This is a genomic window from Rothia sp. CCM 9417 (assembly GCF_048513575.1).
In the GTDB taxonomy this organism is placed as follows: Bacteria; Actinomycetota; Actinomycetes; order Actinomycetales; family Micrococcaceae; genus Rothia.
The window spans coordinates 335,012-352,902 of the sequence record NZ_JBLXXT010000002.1 but is presented as its reverse complement, the minus strand read 5'-3'; the positions used below and the strand labels follow the sequence as shown (position 1 = coordinate 352,902).

Sequence of the window (17,891 nt, the reverse complement as noted above, 5' to 3'; positions counted from 1 at the left end):
TCAATATTTTTTCTCGGAGCAAATCAGCCTGGCCCAGGCACCTGCCCCATTCTTCCACCAGATGCAGAGCAATCCAGGGGGCAGAAGAAGCGGGCTCCGTCCTTGAGCCTACCTGTGCTTAGTTGGCTCCAGTCGCTGGCTTCTAGGAGCCTCAGCCGGGTGACCGGAGCGGAGGTTAAGAGGAGTAAGATGGGCAGGGAAAATCCACAGAAAATCTATGAGGTAAGGAGCAGGATGGAAGAGTTAACCGTTGATGTGCTGGTACTTGGCTTTGGCAAGGCCGGCAAAACGATCGCCATGAAACGAGCTGCTGCTGGGGACAAGGTAGCGCTGGTGGAAGAAGACCCCGCAATGTACGGCGGTACCTGCATCAATATTGGTTGCGTACCGACCAAGTTCCTGTTGAACCAGTCTCACAAGCGCAGGGAGTTTAAGCCGGCACGAGATGACCGTAACAGCTTCATCGCCCGTCTTAGGGCCGCTAACCAGAAAATGGTGGAGGGCAAGGGCGTGCTCCTGCTCGATGGACCGGCCCGGTTCGTTGATTCTTCAACCGTGCAGGTGGGGGAGCAGGTACAGGTCAGGGCATCCACTATCATCATTAACACCGGTGCTTCTTCTGGAATTGAGGTGGGTGGACGACTGCACGACTCCACCAGCATCCAGCAGCTTGAGCATACACCGGCTACCCTGGCTGTTATTGGCGGTGGACCGATTGGTCTTGAGTTTGCCACCATGTTCTCTGGCTTCGGTAGCAGGGTGACTATCTATAAGGGCGAAGGTGACTTTCTACCCGCCCTGGACAGGAACATTGCCCAGGCGGTGCGTGAGCACCTAGAAGCTCAGGGTATCGCCATTGTTGACCGGCGTATTTCGGCAGAGCAGGCCAATGAACAGCTGGGCGATGAGGTTATTCTGGTAGCCACAGGACGCCGTCCCGCAGTTGCCGGGCTGAACCTTGAGGCAGCCGGTGTCGACTACACCGAAAAGGGGATCAAGGTCGACCAGCACTGTCGCACCAGCGTAGAAGGAATTTACGCGGTCGGAGACGTCACAGGTGCACCCCAGTTCACATACGCCTCCTATGATGATCACCGCATCGTGCTGTCTCACCGATGGGGCGATGGCTCCCGTACCCGCACCGGCCGCCTGCTACCGGCCACTACCTTCATTAACCCACCGCTCTCTACCGTAGGACTTACCGCCCAGGAAGCGGCCCGAGACTATGAGATTGAGGTGCGTGAATCTGCAATCGCTGACCTGGCGATTGTTCCCCGCCCCAAAATCATGGGCCAGCCCGAGGGTATCGCCCAGTTTGTACTAGACCGGAGGACCAATCAGATTCTTGGCGCTACCCTCTGGTGCATTGACTCCCAAGAACTGATTAACACGGTAGCCCTGGCCATGACCCAGAAGATTCCTGCTGAAGCTCTAGGAGAGGGTATCTACACCCACCCCTCAACTTCTGAGCTTTTTAATGCACTACTAGCCTAGCTGAGCACTCTAGGCAGCTCCCAAAAGGCTTGAAGAACCCAAGAAGGAAGTGGGGGTGCACTTTTGGGGTGCCTCCATGCTGACAGGTAGCTCTCGCCAGGGGCAGAGCTTGCTTGATGGGGGGGGTGCGAGAAACCCAAGAATGCTGGTTTCTCAATCACCCACCGTCCCGTCAATGTTTTCTCGGAGCAAATCAGCGTGGCCCAGGTGCCTGCCCCATTCTTCCACCAGATGCAGGGCAACCCAGCGGTAGGAGAAGCGGGTGCCGTCCTTGAGTTTACCTGTGCTTAGTTGGTCCCAGTTGCTGGCTTCTAGGAGCCGGTGGGTTGCCTGCATAGAGTCTTGTAGGTGTGTGACACACTGAGGGGTTGGGAGTCTAATGTGCCAGTCTGCGTCTGGGTCAGTGTCCCAGTCCATTGATTGCCAGGGCTGGGGTAGGTTTTGGCCTAGGAGAACTTCTTGACGCCAGTAGTCTTCTACAAACCATAGGTGGGCGATCATACCTTTGAGGGTCATAGTGCTGGGTGGAAGAGCCTTGGAAAGCACTTCATCAGACAGTAGGTCCCCGTGCTCATTGTGTATCTTACGTATAAAAACTTGTTGCTGAAAGCTGAGGTAGCCCAGGACAAGCTCTTTTTCATTGCCGGTTAATGATGGTTCACGCAAAGGGGTTTTCATGGTGATTTAGAATACTATAGGTAAATATGAATATCATGATTTACGGTGCAGGAGCCATGGGGCTCTATTTCGCCGCAACCCTGGCGCAAGCCGGTCACGATATCCACCTGAAAGCACGAAGCTACTGGCTTCTTGCTACGGGGAGCCAGCCAGAGATTACCGTCCAGCGGGCAGACGGTAGTCAGGAGTCGGTCAGTATTGCCAGCGTATTCACCGATGTGACTGAGCAGTTTGATGTTGATGCGGTGCTGATTGCTACTAAGGCCTGGCAGGTGCCAGGAGCCCTTGAGGAGCTTAACGGTAAAATTCCCAGCTCGGCCCTGCTGTTGACGGTTCAAAACGGTATCACCGCTCCGGAACACTGCGCCCGCACTCTACCGAAAAACCTCACGCTTGCTTCAACCTGCGTGGTCATTGTGGAGCGCAAAAGCCCGCAGACCGTTCACCTACTGGGTCGAGAGGCGCAACTGACGGTGGGGGAGTTCCAGGCCGGAAATAGCTCCGATGGCCTGAGCCGTGTACAGGACATGTTTGAGAGGACACCGGTTGAAATCACTCCGACCAGCGATATTCACCGTGCCCTCTGGAAGAAGCTGGCACTCATTGCCTCCTACGGCGGTGTCGGCGCCGTATCGCAGCTGACGGTGGGCCAAACTCGCTCCCACGACTCAACCCGCAACCTCGTGCTCGAAGCTATCCAGGAAACCGCGAGAGTTGCTCGTGCACACGGCCTTACCTTCACCGAACAGGACGTGCAGGATATTTTTGCGATTTACACCGATGTTTTTGCTCCCGGCACTACATCGTCCATGCAACGCGACTTGGCCGAGGGGCGACCCTCCGAACTGGATGACCAGGTGGGGGAGATCGTCCGGCGCGCAGAAGCGAGCGGAGTAGATGCACCCGTGCAGAACTTCCTCCACCGGGTACTGAGGGCGCGCGAAGAGATTGCACGAGCTCATAAGCATAAAGTTCAGGTTTAGCCCTAATGGTTACTATTCAGTAATGTAATAAAAAAGAATAATTACTTTTAATCTCGTTCAGTATATTAAAGTATTGGAGAAAACTTCCCCCTGGTTGCTTTCGCACACACACATATATCAACGAGAGGTACCCCCCCATGTCAAAAATGTATCAGGCTAAAAATTCCTGGGCTCAGGCATCTGCTGGCAAAAAGACTGGCCTCTCCTGCCTTGGTTGTCTAGGGTGTGGCGGTATTGGTTTTGTTTTCCTCATCGTTGTGGCGCTGATTGGCGCTATTGTTTCCCCTAGCAAAAATACAGATACATCCGCGGTTGCAAGCACTGCCAGCGTGAGCGCATCGGTGACACCGTCTGCAACTGCCTCACCGAGCCCCAGCGAAGAGGCTGTGGCCCTTGAAAAGGAACTAGACGTTCAAGCTATCCCTGCTTCGGATACAAAGGTGGGGCCAACGGCCCAGGCCGCGCTTGACTTGCTCAACACCCTAGAGGTCAAAGGCCGCGCTGAGAAAACCGGGTATGACCGTGCCCTCTTTGGTCAGTCTTGGGCTGACACTGACCGCAACGGTTGCGATACCCGCAACGACATTCTTCGCCGCGATTTAACCGAGATTAAAGTTAAGCCAGGCACTAACGGCTGTAAGGTTTTGAGCGGAGTTCTCAAGGATCCCTATACCGGGAAAACAATTAGCTTTACTCAGGGTAAAGACAGTTCAAATGCTGTTCAAATTGACCACGTTGTTTCCCTTTCTGATTCCTGGCAAACCGGTGCTAAAGATTGGGACTCCGTCAAGCGCGAAAAGTTTGCAAATGATCCCGCTAACCTCCTTGCCGTAGACGGTCCCGCAAATGAGCAGAAGGGTGACTCCGATGCCGCCTCTTGGTTGCCAGCCAACAAGGACTACCGTTGCACCTACATCAGTAAGCAAATCGATGTTAAAGCTAAGTACGGCTTGTGGGTAAAGCAGGCTGAAAAAGACGCGATGATTCAGGTGCTCGAGAAATGCGGTGCTAAAGCTACTCCTAAGCCTTCACCGACACCTTCAACTGAGTCCCCCGCCAAGAAAGAAGAATCTGCTCCGGTTCGGGAAGAAGCCCCAGTCGTCAAAGAAGAGCCCGCACCTGTAGTTGAGGAGGCCCAGCCTGAACCTGTAGTGGAAGAGCCAGTGCCTGCCCAGCCCGCGCCTCTCTACCAGCCACCGGCTGAACCTGCTCCTGCTGCGGTCTACTACAAGAACTGTAGTGCAGCCAAAGCAGCCGGTGCCGCCCCCATCTATGCAGGACAACCCGGCTACGGTTCGCACCTTGACCGTGATGGTGACGGCGTGGCCTGCGAGAAGTAACGGTTAAACATACGCGTCTCTGTAAAGTCGCTAGCTAGTGCCCCGCACCTTGTTAAGGTGCGGGACTTTTGCTGTTATGAAGCGATAAATTGAGGCGTAGGTCATATAATCGCTGTATGACTGATTTCCCCCTGACTCGCGGCACCTTTTTCTGTGTTTAGGTGTAAGAGCCCTAACTACTTCCCTCGTATCCTGCTCGGTCAACTGGCTCTGCTCCGCAAGGGTATGACCGCCCAGTCCACCGTGAACTGTAGCGAGACAGCCCAGGTGGAAGGGTGCGTCTTTAAGAATGCCACCGGCTATGACCCCTCCGCCCTGGGCAAGCAGCCTTTGACGGTAGCCATGGCCCATTCCTGCAATACGGCTTTTATCAATGAGCGCGATAAGGTGTCCCAGGCGGACCTGCAAAATGCGGCGCAGGGGCTGGGCCTTGGCATGGAGCTAGATCTGGGTGTTGCCACCTACATGGGTGCGGTGCCCGATACCGATGATGCGGTCACTCACGCCGCTTCTATGATTGGGCAGGGCCAAGTGACGGTTTCCCCGCTGACCATGGCTGTGATGACGGCTTCTGCTGCCAAGGGTGAGATTGTTAAGCCGGTACTGGTTAAGGGCCAGAGCCTGGCGGAAGCTAAGCCTACCGGTTCGCAGGCTGTGACGACGGCTGAGAGCAAGGAACTGAGCACCCTCATGCGGGCCGTGGCTACGGAGGGCTACCTGCAAGACCTCAAGAACCTTACCCCCGATGATGCTATGGGCAAGACCGGCACCGCCGAGTTCGGCAACGACAACCCGCCCAAGACCCACTCATGGGTGGTAGCGGTCCACAAGGACATAGCGGTAGCAGTAGTCTTGGAGGACGGCGACCTGGGCGCGGTGACGGGCCAGCCGATTGTGTACGAGTTCTTGAAAATGCTTTAATTTATTTTAAAAATATGCGAAGAACCTTTTTGTTCTTGTGCCTGCGCCCCAACCGGGCGGGCAGCCTGAGAGCAGGCTCCAACGATGCCAACCCTGCCCTCAAACCCCCGCCCGGTCCCTAGTCCCCTTGGCTGAACTGGGAGTTGTAGAGCTCAGCGTAGAAGCCACCTGCCGCCAGAAGCTCCTGGTGGGATCCGGACTCCACGATGTCGCCGTCGCGCATAGCGAAGATAAGGTCGGCGTCCCGGATGGTGGAGAGGCGGTGGGCAATCACAAAGGAAGTCTTGCCCTCAGCCAGCTGGCCCAGGGCGCGGGCAATGAGCAGTTCGGTGCGGGTATCAACGGAACTGGTTGCTTCGTCCAGAATCAGTAGCGGCTTATCGGCAATCATGGCCCTGGCGATGGTGACTAGCTGTTTCTGGCCGGCTGAAAGCTGGGTCTGGTCGGTCAACACGGTGTCGTAGCCGGCGGGCAGCTGGGCTACTAGCTCATCCAGCCCCACAGCTGCAATGACCTCATCCAGCTTGTCCTGACTGACCTGCTCCAGGCCGTAGACCACGTTCTCCCGCAGGGTTCCCTCAAAAAGCCAGGTATCTTGTAGAACCATGGCGAAGAGCGAATCAACTTGCTCGCGGGTGAGCTGGTCGGTGGGTACACCGTCAATGCGGATCTGCCCGGAGTCCAGCTCGTAGAAGCGCATGAGCAGATTGACTAGGGTGGTTTTGCCGGCACCGGTTGGGCCAACAATTGCAACCTTCTGCCCGGCTGTGACCGATGCGGTAAAGCCGTGAATGATCTCCTTGCCGGGTTCGTAGCTAAAGCGAACCTGGTCAAAGTCCACGTTACCGCCTACCGGCTGATCCAGCTCGGTTGCCTTACTGCTTTCGTCCTCTAGTTCCTCTGCTTCAAGGAACTCAAAGACGCGAGCACCGGCGGCTGCCGCAGACTGCAGAGCGGTAGCTGACTGGGCCAGTTGCCCCAGGGGGTTGGTGAAGAGCCGAACATAGACAATAAAGGCAACAATCACACCAAAGGTAATCTGCCCCTGCAACACCAGCGCGGCACCCACCACGCAGACCACCACATAGCCCAGGTTACCGATAAAGCCCATGAGCGGGAACATTAGCCCCGAGAAGAACATGGACTTCCAGGCCACCTGGTAGAGGTCCTCGTTGCGGCGGGCGAACTCGGCACGGGCGGCACCCTCACCGTTATAGGCCCGAATGAGCGAGTGTCCTGAGAGGGTTTCCTCAATATGACCGTTGAGCTTACCCAAGAGCCGCTGCTGGGCCACAAAGTATTTCTGGCTGCGTGAGAGCACAAAACCGCTGGCAAACACACCGATCAGGGAAGCTGCAATAGCGGCCAGGGCCATACGCCAGTCGGTGTAGAACATCATGACCGCTGAACCAGCCAGAGTAACGACACCGGTGACGGTAGTGGCCAGGGAGTTGTTGAGGGTCTGTTGGAGGGTATCGACGTCGTTGGTCACGCGCGAGAGGGTGTCACCGGTGGAGCCCTTATCCAGGTAGGCCAGGGGGAGCCGATCAATCTTGCGGTCAAGGTCAGAGCGCATGGTGCGGGAAACCCACACGGTCGAGCGGGCCATGACCAAACCCTCAACCAGGCTGAGCACCAGCGATGTCACCAGGAAGGCCACAGAAATCCAGGCCAGCTTCCAGACCTGGTCCATATTGACGTAGCCGGTAAAACCCTTTTGAATCTCATCGGTAATAGCGGAAAGGAACTGGGGAGAAATGATATTGAGAATAACGCCTAGCACCGCGGCTACCAGGGCAACCACCATGCGGGGGAGTACCGGGCGCAGATAACCCAGCAGCTTGCCCATGGTTTCTTTGAAAGGCGCGGTGCTCTGACCCTGGACCCGGTGGCGGGGCGGGCCTCCGGGGCCGGGGTGACCGCCACGGCCACTGGGCTTTTCACTTTTGAGCTGTTGATCGCGTAGCTGGGCAGCCTGTGCTAGCCCCTGCTGCGCAGATTCAAGCAGATCAAGGTCACCGGTTGTTTGGCTATGTTCGGGGTTGGTGCTCATTGGGCAAGCTCCTCTTCGGTCAGCTGGGAGAGGGCAATATCCTGGTAGACCTCATTGGTTGCCAACAGTTCTTGGTGGGTTCCGCTTCCCACGACCCTGCCCTTATCGAGCACGATGATGCGGTCAGCATCGCGGACCGTACCGATACGCTGGGCCACAATCAGCAGGGTTGCCCCGCCAGAGGCCTCCTTGAGCCGGGTGCGGATATCTCGCTCGGTCTTGTAATCCAGGGCAGAAAAAGAATCATCAAAGATCATGATGTGCCCGCCGCGCGCGAAAGCCCGCGCTAGAGAGATACGCTGTTTCTGCCCGCCCGAGAAGTTCTTGCCGTTTTGGGCCACGGGGGCCGCAAAGCCTCCCTCCTTGGTAGAGACAAAACCGGTGGTGGCTGCGCGGTCAGCGGCGGCCACCAGGTCCTCGGCAGTGACAGGTTTTAGCCCCTGGCCAAAGGCAATGTTGGAGGCAATAGTGCCAGAAAACAGGGTATTTTTCTGGGCCACAAAAGCCACCCGGTCACGCAGGTCTTTCTGGTTCCAGTTACGCACATCAACCCCGTCCACCAGTACGGTGCCGGAACGCACGTCGGCAAAGCGGGGGATTAGGTTGACCAGAGTGGATTTTCCGGAGCCGGTAGAACCAATAATGGCCACGGTTTGGCCGGGATCAGCTGTGAAGCTGACAGAGTGCAGGGCATCGCCGTCTGCACCGGGGTAGCGGAAGCTCACGTCCCGGAACTCCAAGCTGCCAGCGGGTGCGGTGCCGGTGCTGGCTCCGCCATCTTGGATACCTGCTTGGGTATGGAGAACCTGGCGGATACGTCGCCAGGATACCAGTGCCCTGGGGCCCAAGACAAAGACCATGGTCATCATCATGAAACTAGTAACCACCAGCAGGGCATAGGTGGAAAAGGCAATCATCTGCCCGAAAGTTCCCATACGTTGAGTCAGCTCACCGGTGGAGTTAATGAGGGAGGCACCCAGCACGTAGATAGAGAGCGAGAGCGCGGTCATGATAGCTGTCAGCAGGGGCATAATGAAGGCCATGGTGCTGGAGATAAAGAGGGTGTTATCCCGTAGGTCTGTGTTGACGCTCTCAAAGCGGTTACGGTGAAAGTCGCCGGTGATGTAGGCACGAATCACGCGCAGGCCGGTCAGATGCTCACGAGTTACCCGGTTGAGCTGGTCAGTGATCTTCTGCATGCGAATCATACGGGGAATGGCCAAGGACATAGCGGTAGCTAGCACCAGAATGGTCAATAAAACTGCGATGCCGGTGGGAACCGTCCATGTCCAGGACTGGCTGGCAATTTTTGAGCTTGCCCAAAAGGCCATAATGGGTGCTTTGATGCTGACCTGCAGGCCCATAACCATGAAGATTTGTACCTGAGTGACATCGTTGGTAGTTCGGGTAATGAGTGAATCTGTACCCAAGGTGTTGACCTCGGCGCTGGATAGCTCAAAGGTTTTATCGTAGACAGCGGCTCTGAGGCGTCGAGCCAGGGTAGTACCAATAATCGCGGTACAAAAACCTGTAAGAATGGCACAGACCATGCTGGCTAATGCTGCGGCCAGCATCAGGGCACCATCCGGTGCAATGTCGGACAGGGATCTAGTTGGCTGAGAAATGGTGCGGGTAATCTGCTCCATGTACTGGGGTATGCGCAGGTCTAGGTAGACCTGGCTCAGGATAGTCAAGAGAGCAAGGAGGGCTAGTGCCCATTCTCTTCGGTGGATAAAATGATAAATTTTCATGTTTTGCCTGGGTGGTATCTTAAAAAAGAAAAGCACCGCTGCGGACGGCACCGGTGCTTTCCAATTATGAACTACTGCCTGACTTTTGGCTAGGTCAGCTCTTGCTTCTCATCGTTCAGCGTAGCGAATTTTCTTGACTAGGCCTTAGGGTTGTTGAGATCAGAGGCTTGGAAGGTGTTGCAACGGTTCATGTCAGCTGTCTTGTAACCGGTCATGAACCAGGCTGTACGCTGGGCACTGGTGCCGTGGGTGTAGGTGGATGAATCGGTGTGGCCCTGGCTTGTCATCTGTATGTGATCATCTCCGATAACCTCGGTTGCGTTGATGATTCTCTCTAAGTCATCGGAGCTAAAGGGTTTGATCTGAACGGGTGAGCTGGTGTCCTCTTGGGCGCCCCTGGCCCAGACACCTGCGAAGCAGTCAGCCTGCAGCTCAACGCGCACCGCCCCGGAGTCTGCCCCCTGGGGGTCATACTGGGAGTATTTGAGGTTACCGAGTAGGTTCTGAATATGGTGGCCGTATTCGTGGGCCAGTACATACTGTTCGGCACTCTGGCCGCCGGTTGCCCCCAGCTGGGTTTTCATGGTGTCAAAGAAGCCAGTTTGGACGTAGGCAACCTGGTCGGCGGGGCAGTAGAAGGGGCCTACTGCCTGGCTGGCAGAACCGCAACCGGTACTGACGGTCTCTTGTTTGAAGAGGTCAAGTTTTGGTGCAGTGTAGGCTATACCTGCTTGGTCGGGCAGAGCTGTCTGCCAGAAGTAGTCTAGCGAGTTGGCGGTTGCCACCATGTTGCAGTCGGTGTAGGTATTGGCATCTTCACCGGTCTTGCAATGGGCAAACTTTTCTCCTGAATCACCTTCAACCTGCTGGTAGTTGAAGCCACCACCGCCGGTGACCTGGTTGAGCACGTTAATGCCGTCCTGGCCAAAAATTATTCCAACAGCAAGTACCAGCACGATACCGCCTAAGCCACCACCGATTTTGAGTCCGGAGCCACCGCCTGAGCTGCCGGAACTACCTGAGCTACGTACCCGGTCGGTGTTCAGCCGGGAGTTTTCTTTAAAAGCCATCATGGATACAGCATAAGCTGTGAACTTCCCCTGAAGACCATTTCTGCACCCCGGCGGTTTGCCTTGTCCTGCTTACACCCCGGTAAGTGTTATACCGGCAGACAGAACAATTAGCGAGAATCTAGCCCGCGGGCGGCGAGCGCGTAACCTGTGTCCTGGGCGTAGGAGACGGTGGAGATGACCAGTGGAATGAAGAGACGAAAGCGTGAGACTTTGAGGCCGCGAGCGGTGACTGATTCTTGAAGGAGGGACCAGGTATCGATGATCGTTGGAATGGAGCGAATCATCAGTGCCAGGGCAAGGCCGATGCCTTGTGGGGAGATACCAAGGTGACGGAGGGGTGAGCAGAGCCAGATGAAGCCGTCAATGATTACCGGTAGGGGAGTCGACCAGAGCAGAACCTTGGCGGCAAAGAGCAGGCTGAGTAGACCTAGCAGGGTGTCTGCCCCTCGGGCCAGGGTGCCGGTGTACCAGTAGTAGAGCAGGAGGAAGCCCAGAAGCCAGGCGAGTGATCCTAGTGCCTGCACCCAGGTCATAACTGGTATCTGGGCGAGGGTGCCTAGAGCTATGACGATCACAAGCACAGCCGCCGCGATGCTCCACTGGCTGGTGAGCGTGAGTAGGGCGGTGAGTGTGAGCAGAGAAAGAGCCTTGACGCTCAGCGGTGTTCTGTGGATCGGTGTTTCTAAGGGCTGGTAGGTTCCAAAGAGGTGGTGGGCGGCGTTCACGGGTGGTTCTCTTCAGGGCTTTCTGCAGTGGGCTCTGAATCTACAGCAGGAAAGCCCTCGGCGCACCAGCGCCGGTAGTCAGATAGGATGCTGGCCGTAGGTCCCTGGGCTAGTAGCCTGCCTTCGTGGATTACCAGTGCTTCGGTGCAGGTGGCCGCTAATTCAAGGTCGTGGGTAGAAATCAGGAGTTGCTGAGGCAGGGTGTCTAGTAGCTCAATGAGCTTTAGCCTGTTCCTGAGGTCTAGCAGGGTGGTTGGTTCATCGAGCAGGAGCACGCTTGGCTCTACTGCCAGAACCGCCGAAAGTGCGGTGAGCTGTTTCTCCCCACCGGAGAGGTTGTAGATCGGGTCAAAAGCCCGCTGTTCAACTCCCTGGTGGGCCAGTTGTGTCAGTGCTTTCTCCCGCCGCTCCTTGCGGTCTTTAATGTGCTGAAAGGACAGCTCAACATCTTCAACGCCGGTGGGCATCACCAACTGGGCCCCCGGGTCAGAGAAAAGCATACCCACGTGCGAACGAACGTGGTTGAGATTTTCGTAGACGCTCAGCCCGTGAACGGTTACTTTCCCGCTACTGAGGGGAGCAAGCCCGTTGAAGAGCCTCAGAAAAGTTGATTTGCCCGAACCGTTGAGCCCCAGGACGGCGGTCCTGTTAGCAGTCAGGGTGACTGTGACATCGTGCAGGAGGGTGCGTTGGCCCGTGCCTGTGGGGGCGGTGACGGTTGCTTGCCGGGTGCTCAGAACGTTCGGCTCAGAAAATACCACTGGGCCTGACTCTCTGGGGGAGCTCCTTCGGGAAGATCGGGAGAAAATCACGGTGTATATTGTACCCAAGCCTTAGCGGCCTGAGCCTGCTAGCGCGGGGAAGGCACGGTGCACCGAGAGGGCAATGGCTACGGCTACAGCGCATTTTATGAGGTCGCCGGGAACGTAAATCATGGCAGCTGCAAGGGCGGTGCCCAGGTCCAGGTGGGCATTGACCATCATGCCTGCTACACCGAAGACTTGAATAACTGCGAAGCCCGCTAACGCGGAGACTGCTAGGCCCAGAGCAGTAACCGCTTTTGAGCGGCTAGGCCCCAAGAAGCGGTAGGCCAGAAAGCCTGCTATAAAAGCGCCGGGAACAAAACCGAGAAGATAACCGAAGGAGGGGGAAGCTAGCACACCGAAGCCACCGCTACCACCGGCAAATACGGGCAGGCCCAGCAGGCCCGCTAGCAGGTAGAGAGCTACCGAAAGACCGGCACGCCTAGCACCCAAGATGAGGGCAACGGTGTAGACCGCCAGGGTTTGTAGGGTAATGGGCACGGCAACCGGTCCGACCGGAATAGCGGGTAGAAGCGAGCAGGCGGCAATAAAGGCGGCAAAGATAGCTATGAGAGCGAGGTTGCGGCCCGGTTGAGCGGCGGTGGTATGGGGTGAAGTCATCATGTCCTCACTATAGGGGAGGCTGAACACCCTTTAAAAATGGAGACTGCACTATCTCATATAGGAAAACCTCATCGAGAAATGCGGAATGCAGAGCGGATACCAGGAAGAAGCCGAGTTAGTGGATCCTGCGGGTATCTTAAACCCAAAAAATCTCTTATTCCGCGCGTGAGTTAGATCCTCCAAGTATCGAGTCTTCTGGCTGTAGAATGGTTAGCTGGCATTCAGGGAGCTATCGTTGCCTTTCCTGTGCCTCTCTTTTCACTGTCATACCCTAGGGAGTTTTACCCCGTGCTATCTGTTTCTAACCTTGAACTGCGAGCAGGTGCCCGCCTGCTCATGGAGGATGTTAACTTCCGTATTGATAAGGGTGACAAGGTTGGGCTGGTTGGCCGTAACGGTGCGGGTAAAACCACTATGACCAAGGTGCTGGCCGGGCTGACTCTGCCTGCTGACGGTACCGTTAGCAGGGGTGGGACTATCGGCTATCTGCCTCAGGACCCCAAGGTCGATGATATGACCCAGCTCGCTAAGGACCGTATCTTCTCCGCTCGCGGGCTGGACGGTGTTGCCCGTAAGATGCGTCAGGCCCAGGAGATGATGGCCAGCGAAGACCCCGCTGAGCATGCCAAAGGCATGCGCCGCTACGACCGGCTTGAGGCAGAATTTATTGCCGGCGGCGGGTATGCTGCCGAGTCTGAGGCTGCAACCATCACTGCTAACCTTGACCTGCCAGAGCGTGTGCTTAACCAGCCGCTTTCCACCCTCTCCGGCGGTCAACGCCGCCGCGTTGAGCTAGCCCGTATTCTCTTCGCTAACGCCGACACCATGTTGCTCGATGAGCCCACCAACCACCTGGACGCCGATTCTGTGGTCTGGTTGCGTGACTTCCTCAAGAACTACCAGGGCGGGATCCTGGTCATTAGCCACGATGTTGAGCTCATGGAGCTTGTCGTCAACAAGGTTTTTTACCTGGATGCTAACCGCTGTGTCATTGATATCTACAATATGGGCTGGAAGAACTATCTGCTGCAGCGGGAACAAGATGAGGCCCGCCGTAAGCGCGAGCGCGCCAATGCACAGAAGAAGGCTGGCGCTCTCATGGAGCAGGCTAACAAAATGCGCGCTAAGGCAACCAAGGCGGTTGCGGCCCAGCAGATGATTAAGCGTGCCGAAAAGCTCATGCGCGGCCTGGAAGATGAGCGTCGTGTCGATAAGGTTGCCGCTATCCGCTTCCCGGACCCTGCTCCCTGCGGCAAGACCCCGCTTTCCGCCGAGGGCCTTTCCAAGAGCTATGGTTCGCTTGAGATTTTCACCGACGTGGATCTGGCGATTGACCGTGGTTCCCGTGTGGTGGTGCTGGGCTTTAACGGTGCCGGTAAGACAACGCTTTTGCGTATGCTGGCTCAGGCCACCCAGCCTGACACCGGTGAAGTCATTTATGGTCACGGCGCTAAGGTCGGCTATTTTGCTCAGGAACACGAAATCCTGGACGGTGAGCGCACTGTTTTTGAGAATATGAAGTCTGCGGCCCCTGATTTGGACGATACTAAGGTCCGCACCATTCTGGGGTCTTTCCTCTTCTCGGGCGACGACGTCGATAAGCCCGCCGGTGTGCTCTCGGGTGGGGAGAAAACCCGCCTGTCTTTGGCGACCTTGGTTGCATCGTCAGCTAATGTGCTTTTGCTCGATGAGCCTACCAACAACCTTGACCCCGCATCGCGTGAGGAAATCCTGAACGCCTTGAAGAATTACCAGGGGGCAATTGTCATGGTTTCTCACGATGAGGGTGCGGTTGAGGCGCTGGACCCAGAACGTGTACTGCTGCTACCTGATGCGGTAGAGGATCTGTGGAGCAAGGAATACCAGGATCTGATCTCACTGGCATAAGGGGTGCAATCACCGGGTAGGTTCTGTGGCCTTACGCGGGGAACCATAAATGGTCCCTACCAATATGCCTGTGTGTCTCTTTCTTACGAGTCTTAGTCGTTATGCAGGTCACGTGGCATGGGATCAATAATGTGTGATTGTTGGGTTTGGGGCCAAAAAACCAAATATCACGAAACGGTAACGTCATCTCTTGCCTAGTAAGCCCCAGAGTAATGAGCGTAGAGTAAATACCAGCCCTCGAGGCTAATAACCCCGAGTGCTTATCAAGAAAAACCACCCCGCCGATGTGGTGGAACCACCGGCTAACGCAGGCGTTAGCTAAGAACCTTGAAAGGAAGATTCTATGCTCGAATCACACGACGTACGTTACCCTGAAATCGCCGAAGAGGGCACCGAGGTAGACGTTTTTTGGACTGAAGACTAGGTCAATCACCGCACGTCGTCTTTTGTTTTGCTTCAGTACATTCCATGTGTGCTTCTAGGCTCATAGGTAATTTGCGTGAAGGGGGCCGGAGTTCTTACTCCGGCCCCCTTTCTTTGCCTCTGTCATGGGCTAGCATCTGAGGGCACGCCCGGTACCTACCTATCAGAGATGAATTGGCTGATGAGCTCGCCAGGGGGCAAATGGGTGATGCCCAGGATCGTCAGCGCATAAAGCCCGACATAAGAGGCCAACAGTCCTGAGAAAATATTCTCACGGTTACTGCCAGCATCCCCTAGCACAGGTAGCGCCATATACCCGCTCCTGCGCCACAGAGGGCTGGGAACCAGAGGCCTAAGTGTTGCAGGCCAGAAGGGGTTTACTCCGCGGGTGGTAAGTGCATCACCCACAATATGGGCTGTGGCCCCGGCCAAGATTGCCCAGGGCATCGCAGCAAAAGAATTGGTGTAGATAGTACCCGCCATGACCACCAGCGCACCAGCCCAACCCCCAGGCGCTCTAAAGGTGCGCAGAGCAAGCCCACCCGCAAAGCCAGCCAGCGCCAAAGCAAGGAGTGGTACCCCTGCGTAGGTTAAGCGGTTGGCGCTAAGAGCTAGCACCCAAAAGAAAGCCAGGCCTATCAGAGAATGGGTGCCTTTGCGATGGCCGCCTGAGATTTTGGCAACCAGCCGTACAACCCACCGGCTGACAGGGGGTATGGAATGTGCAATTGACCCGTTGTGGTGATCGATATCGGGTAGCATGCCTGCACCAGCGGCAGCCAAAGTGGTAACTGCGAGCGTGGCGGGATCATCAATTCTGATAATCCCGGATTCATTCAGAGCAAGCCAGGCTGCTGCTGCGCTGATTGAGTGTGAATACCCCATCATGGCGGGCTGAACCTCCTCATGAAAAGCAAAACACCACCCTAGCACATATTCGAAAGTATGTTCTAATAGGATCGGAGGGGCGGCCAAGATCCTCCTTGGGCGGTTATGCACTAGAGTTTCTCGCCTAAGCAGGCAGAGAGGACAAGCCGAAAAGACCTGACATAAACCTTGTCAGTTTGCCCGGTAGAGGAGTTCGACCGGTAGGATTAACCCTGTCCTCCACCGCCTGGTAGCTCAAGGCGATTTTTCTGTTAACTTCACATCGAAAGTCCTCCGTTGAACCAACATACCCAAGGGTCGGCCCACACGGCCCCTGCTGAAACTTCAACCGACATGCTCTACCAGCTAGACGACGTCCCGCCCCTGGGCGTCTCGATTTTACTGGCCCTGCAACATATTCTGGCCGCTTTTGCCGGTATCATCGCCGTACCCCTCGTTGTCTGCACAGCCTTGAATTTCTCCCTTGCACAAACCTCATTGATGGTTTCTGCCTCGATTTTTGTGGCAGGTATCGCCACTTTTATCCAGTCCAAGGGCATCGGCCCCGTGGGTGCTCGCGTCCCCGGCATGATGGGCACCGACTTCACCTTCGTTAACCCCACCATAGCGGTGGGTAGCCAGTTCGGCATGGCCGGTATTGTGGCGGCGACCCTTTCTGCTTCGCTGGTTGAGGTTATCCTCAGCCGCTTCATCAAGCCACTGATGCGGTTCTTCCCGCCACTGATAACCGGTACCGTGGTTGCCCTGATCGGTATCACTCTGCTCCCTGTCAGCATGGACTGGGCGGCAGGTGGTGTGGGCTCCGAGGATTACGGCTCGCTCCAGAACCTCACTATCGCCTTCGGCGTTATGACCCTCACCCTGGCGATTGCTCATTTTGGTCGAGGCATCCTCCGCGCAGCTGCCGTCTTTATTGGCATGGTTGCAGGCTACCTAGTCTGTATCCCTCTGGGTCTGGTCGATCTCTCCGTTGTGGGGGATGCCCCCTGGTTCGCGCTGCCGAACATCTTTGCTTACGGCTTCCACTTTGACTGGGCCTCTACCCTGGCCTTTGTCCCCGCCTACATTGTGTCCACCATCGGTACCGTGGGTATCATGATGGCTATCGGTCAGGCTTCCGGCCACACCTTGGAGAGCAAACGCGTATCGAACGGTGTTCTAGCGGACGGCGTTGGCTCAGCTATGGCCGGTATTTTCGGCGCAGGACCGAACACTTCTTTCTCCCAGAACGTCGGCCTGATTGCTCTGACCAAGGTGGCCTCCCGCCGTGTCATGATTATTGCCGGCCTGATTCTGGCTGTGCTGGGTGTCTTCCCCAAGCTCTCAGCCCTAATTTCTGTGATGCCTCAACCCGTCCTTGGTGGTGCTGGTGTTATCATGTTCGGTCTGGTTGCGGCTCAGGGGATTAAGACCCTAGCCTCCATTGAATTGGGGGACCGTGAGCTACTCATCGTTTCGGTGGCCTTTGCCCTAGGTATTGGCGTGACCGTACGCCCCGGTATGCTGGCAAACCTCCCCGGCGCCCTCCAGATGATTTTCTCCTCGGGTATCTCAACAGGTACGCTGGTTGCTCTGCTTCTAAACGTGGTTCTATTCGACCGTAAGAAAAAGGTGAGCGCATGAAACTCCTGGAAGAACGCATCCGCAGGGACGGAAGAATCCTGCCCGGAAATATCCTCAAAGTTGACCAGTTCATCAACCACCAGGTGGACCCCCAGCTCATGGTGGAAATGGGACGCGACTTCGCTGAGCACTTCAAGGACGCGGGGATTACACGGGTTCTTACCCTTGAAGTATCTGGCATTTCAATGGCTATGACGGCCGCCCTACACCTGGGCGTTCCCATGGTTTTTGCCAAAAAGATTTCTTCAAAGACACTGTCTACCGACACCTACAATTCCAAGGTCTTCTCCTACACCAAGAAGATCGAATACGACATCCGGGTGGACAAGCGCTTTGTCACCCCCGAAGACAGAATCCTGATCATCGATGACTTCCTGGCCAACGGACAGGCCCTCCACGGTCTGACCCACCTGTGTGAGCAGGGCGGTGCTACCGTAGCAGGTATCGGTATTGCGATTGAAAAGGTATTCCAGGGTGGCGGTAAAGATTTCCGCGACCGTGGCTACGATGTTTATTCTCTGGCCATGATTGACCACTTCACCGAAGACGGTGTCGTCTTCAGCCACGAACTAGAGTCAAGCTCCTAGTAACACTCGGGCCCCACACCATCACACGGTGCGGGGCC

Annotated in this window: 15 protein-coding genes; 7 read left to right on the top strand and 8 right to left on the bottom strand. The window is 56.1% G+C overall.

Translation table 11 applies throughout. The features are described 5' to 3' along the window. The first annotated feature begins 234 nt into the window (after window positions 1-234). Window positions 235-1,494, top strand: a complete 1,260-nt coding sequence (locus ACN082_RS05085) for an FAD-dependent oxidoreductase (RefSeq protein WP_419099757.1) — start codon at window positions 235-237, stop codon at window positions 1,492-1,494. Window positions 1,495-1,647: 153 nt separating this feature from the next. On the opposite strand, the gene ACN082_RS05080 is transcribed toward ACN082_RS05085, so the two are convergent. After that, window positions 1,648-2,172, bottom strand: coding sequence for a DUF664 domain-containing protein (locus ACN082_RS05080; RefSeq protein ID WP_419099756.1), 525 nt, complete (start codon window positions 2,170-2,172; stop codon window positions 1,648-1,650). A gap of 26 nt (window positions 2,173-2,198) precedes the next feature. Here ACN082_RS05080 and ACN082_RS05075 point away from each other — a divergent pair, with 26 nt between their 5' ends. From ACN082_RS05075 to ACN082_RS05065, 3 genes are all read left to right on the top strand, one after another. After that, complete coding sequence (locus ACN082_RS05075) at window positions 2,199-3,155, top strand: ketopantoate reductase family protein (RefSeq protein WP_419099755.1); 957 nt, start codon at window positions 2,199-2,201, stop codon at window positions 3,153-3,155. Between the two features lie 137 nt (window positions 3,156-3,292). After that, entirely contained in the window at window positions 3,293-4,495 is a 1,203-nt protein-coding gene (locus tag ACN082_RS05070) for a GmrSD restriction endonuclease domain-containing protein (protein ID WP_419099754.1), read from the top strand. Between the two features lie 153 nt (window positions 4,496-4,648). Further along, entirely contained in the window at window positions 4,649-5,416 is a 768-nt protein-coding gene (locus ACN082_RS05065) for a penicillin-binding transpeptidase domain-containing protein (RefSeq protein ID WP_419099753.1), read from the top strand. Window positions 5,417-5,534: 118 nt separating this feature from the next. Here the strand turns inward: ACN082_RS05065 and ACN082_RS05060 are convergent, their stop codons facing one another. The 6 genes from ACN082_RS05060 to ACN082_RS05035 form a co-directional block, all read right to left on the bottom strand. Further along, a complete protein-coding gene (locus ACN082_RS05060; protein ID WP_419099752.1) occupies window positions 5,535-7,469 on the bottom strand; it encodes an ABC transporter ATP-binding protein in 1,935 nt (644 codons plus the stop codon). Beyond that, complete coding sequence (locus ACN082_RS05055) at window positions 7,466-9,220, bottom strand: ABC transporter ATP-binding protein (protein WP_419099751.1); 1,755 nt, start codon at window positions 9,218-9,220, stop codon at window positions 7,466-7,468. The genes ACN082_RS05060 and ACN082_RS05055 overlap by 4 nt, the downstream gene beginning before the upstream one ends. A 137-nt stretch (window positions 9,221-9,357) precedes the next feature. Beyond that, the gene (locus tag ACN082_RS05050) at window positions 9,358-10,293 is read right to left on the bottom strand and encodes a neutral zinc metallopeptidase (protein ID WP_419099750.1); all 936 of its coding nucleotides are present in this window, start codon (window positions 10,291-10,293) and stop codon (window positions 9,358-9,360) included. A gap of 107 nt (window positions 10,294-10,400) precedes the next feature. Then, window positions 10,401-11,018 carry a CbiQ family ECF transporter T component gene (locus ACN082_RS05045; RefSeq protein WP_419099749.1) on the bottom strand — a complete coding sequence of 206 codons (618 nt, stop codon included), beginning with the start codon at window positions 11,016-11,018 and terminating at the stop codon, window positions 10,401-10,403. Further along, on the bottom strand, window positions 11,015-11,779 hold the full coding sequence (locus ACN082_RS05040) for an energy-coupling factor ABC transporter ATP-binding protein (protein WP_419099748.1): 765 nt from the start codon (window positions 11,777-11,779) through the stop codon (window positions 11,015-11,017). Before ACN082_RS05040 ends, ACN082_RS05045 begins: the two co-directional genes overlap by 4 nt. A gap of 72 nt (window positions 11,780-11,851) precedes the next feature. Continuing rightward, entirely contained in the window at window positions 11,852-12,445 is a 594-nt protein-coding gene (locus ACN082_RS05035) for a biotin transporter BioY (RefSeq protein ID WP_419099747.1), read from the bottom strand. A 336-nt stretch (window positions 12,446-12,781) separates the two neighbouring features. Between ACN082_RS05035 and abc-f the strand changes: the two genes are divergently transcribed. Next, window positions 12,782-14,332, top strand: coding sequence for a ribosomal protection-like ABC-F family protein (gene abc-f / locus ACN082_RS05030; RefSeq protein ID WP_419099808.1), 1,551 nt, complete (start codon window positions 12,782-12,784; stop codon window positions 14,330-14,332). Window positions 14,333-14,911: 579 nt separating this feature from the next. On the opposite strand, the gene ACN082_RS05025 is transcribed toward abc-f, so the two are convergent. Next, complete coding sequence (locus ACN082_RS05025) at window positions 14,912-15,643, bottom strand: metal-dependent hydrolase (protein ID WP_419099746.1); 732 nt, start codon at window positions 15,641-15,643, stop codon at window positions 14,912-14,914. Between the two features lie 276 nt (window positions 15,644-15,919). Here ACN082_RS05025 and ACN082_RS05020 point away from each other — a divergent pair, with 276 nt between their 5' ends. Together ACN082_RS05020 and ACN082_RS05015 are read left to right on the top strand one after the other, a co-directional pair. After that, window positions 15,920-17,266 carry a uracil-xanthine permease family protein gene (locus ACN082_RS05020; protein WP_419099745.1) on the top strand — a complete coding sequence of 449 codons (1,347 nt, stop codon included), beginning with the start codon at window positions 15,920-15,922 and terminating at the stop codon, window positions 17,264-17,266. Continuing rightward, window positions 17,263-17,853, top strand: a complete 591-nt coding sequence (locus ACN082_RS05015) for a xanthine phosphoribosyltransferase (RefSeq protein ID WP_419099744.1) — start codon at window positions 17,263-17,265, stop codon at window positions 17,851-17,853. Before ACN082_RS05020 ends, ACN082_RS05015 begins: the two co-directional genes overlap by 4 nt. Window positions 17,854-17,891 lie beyond the last annotated feature (38 nt).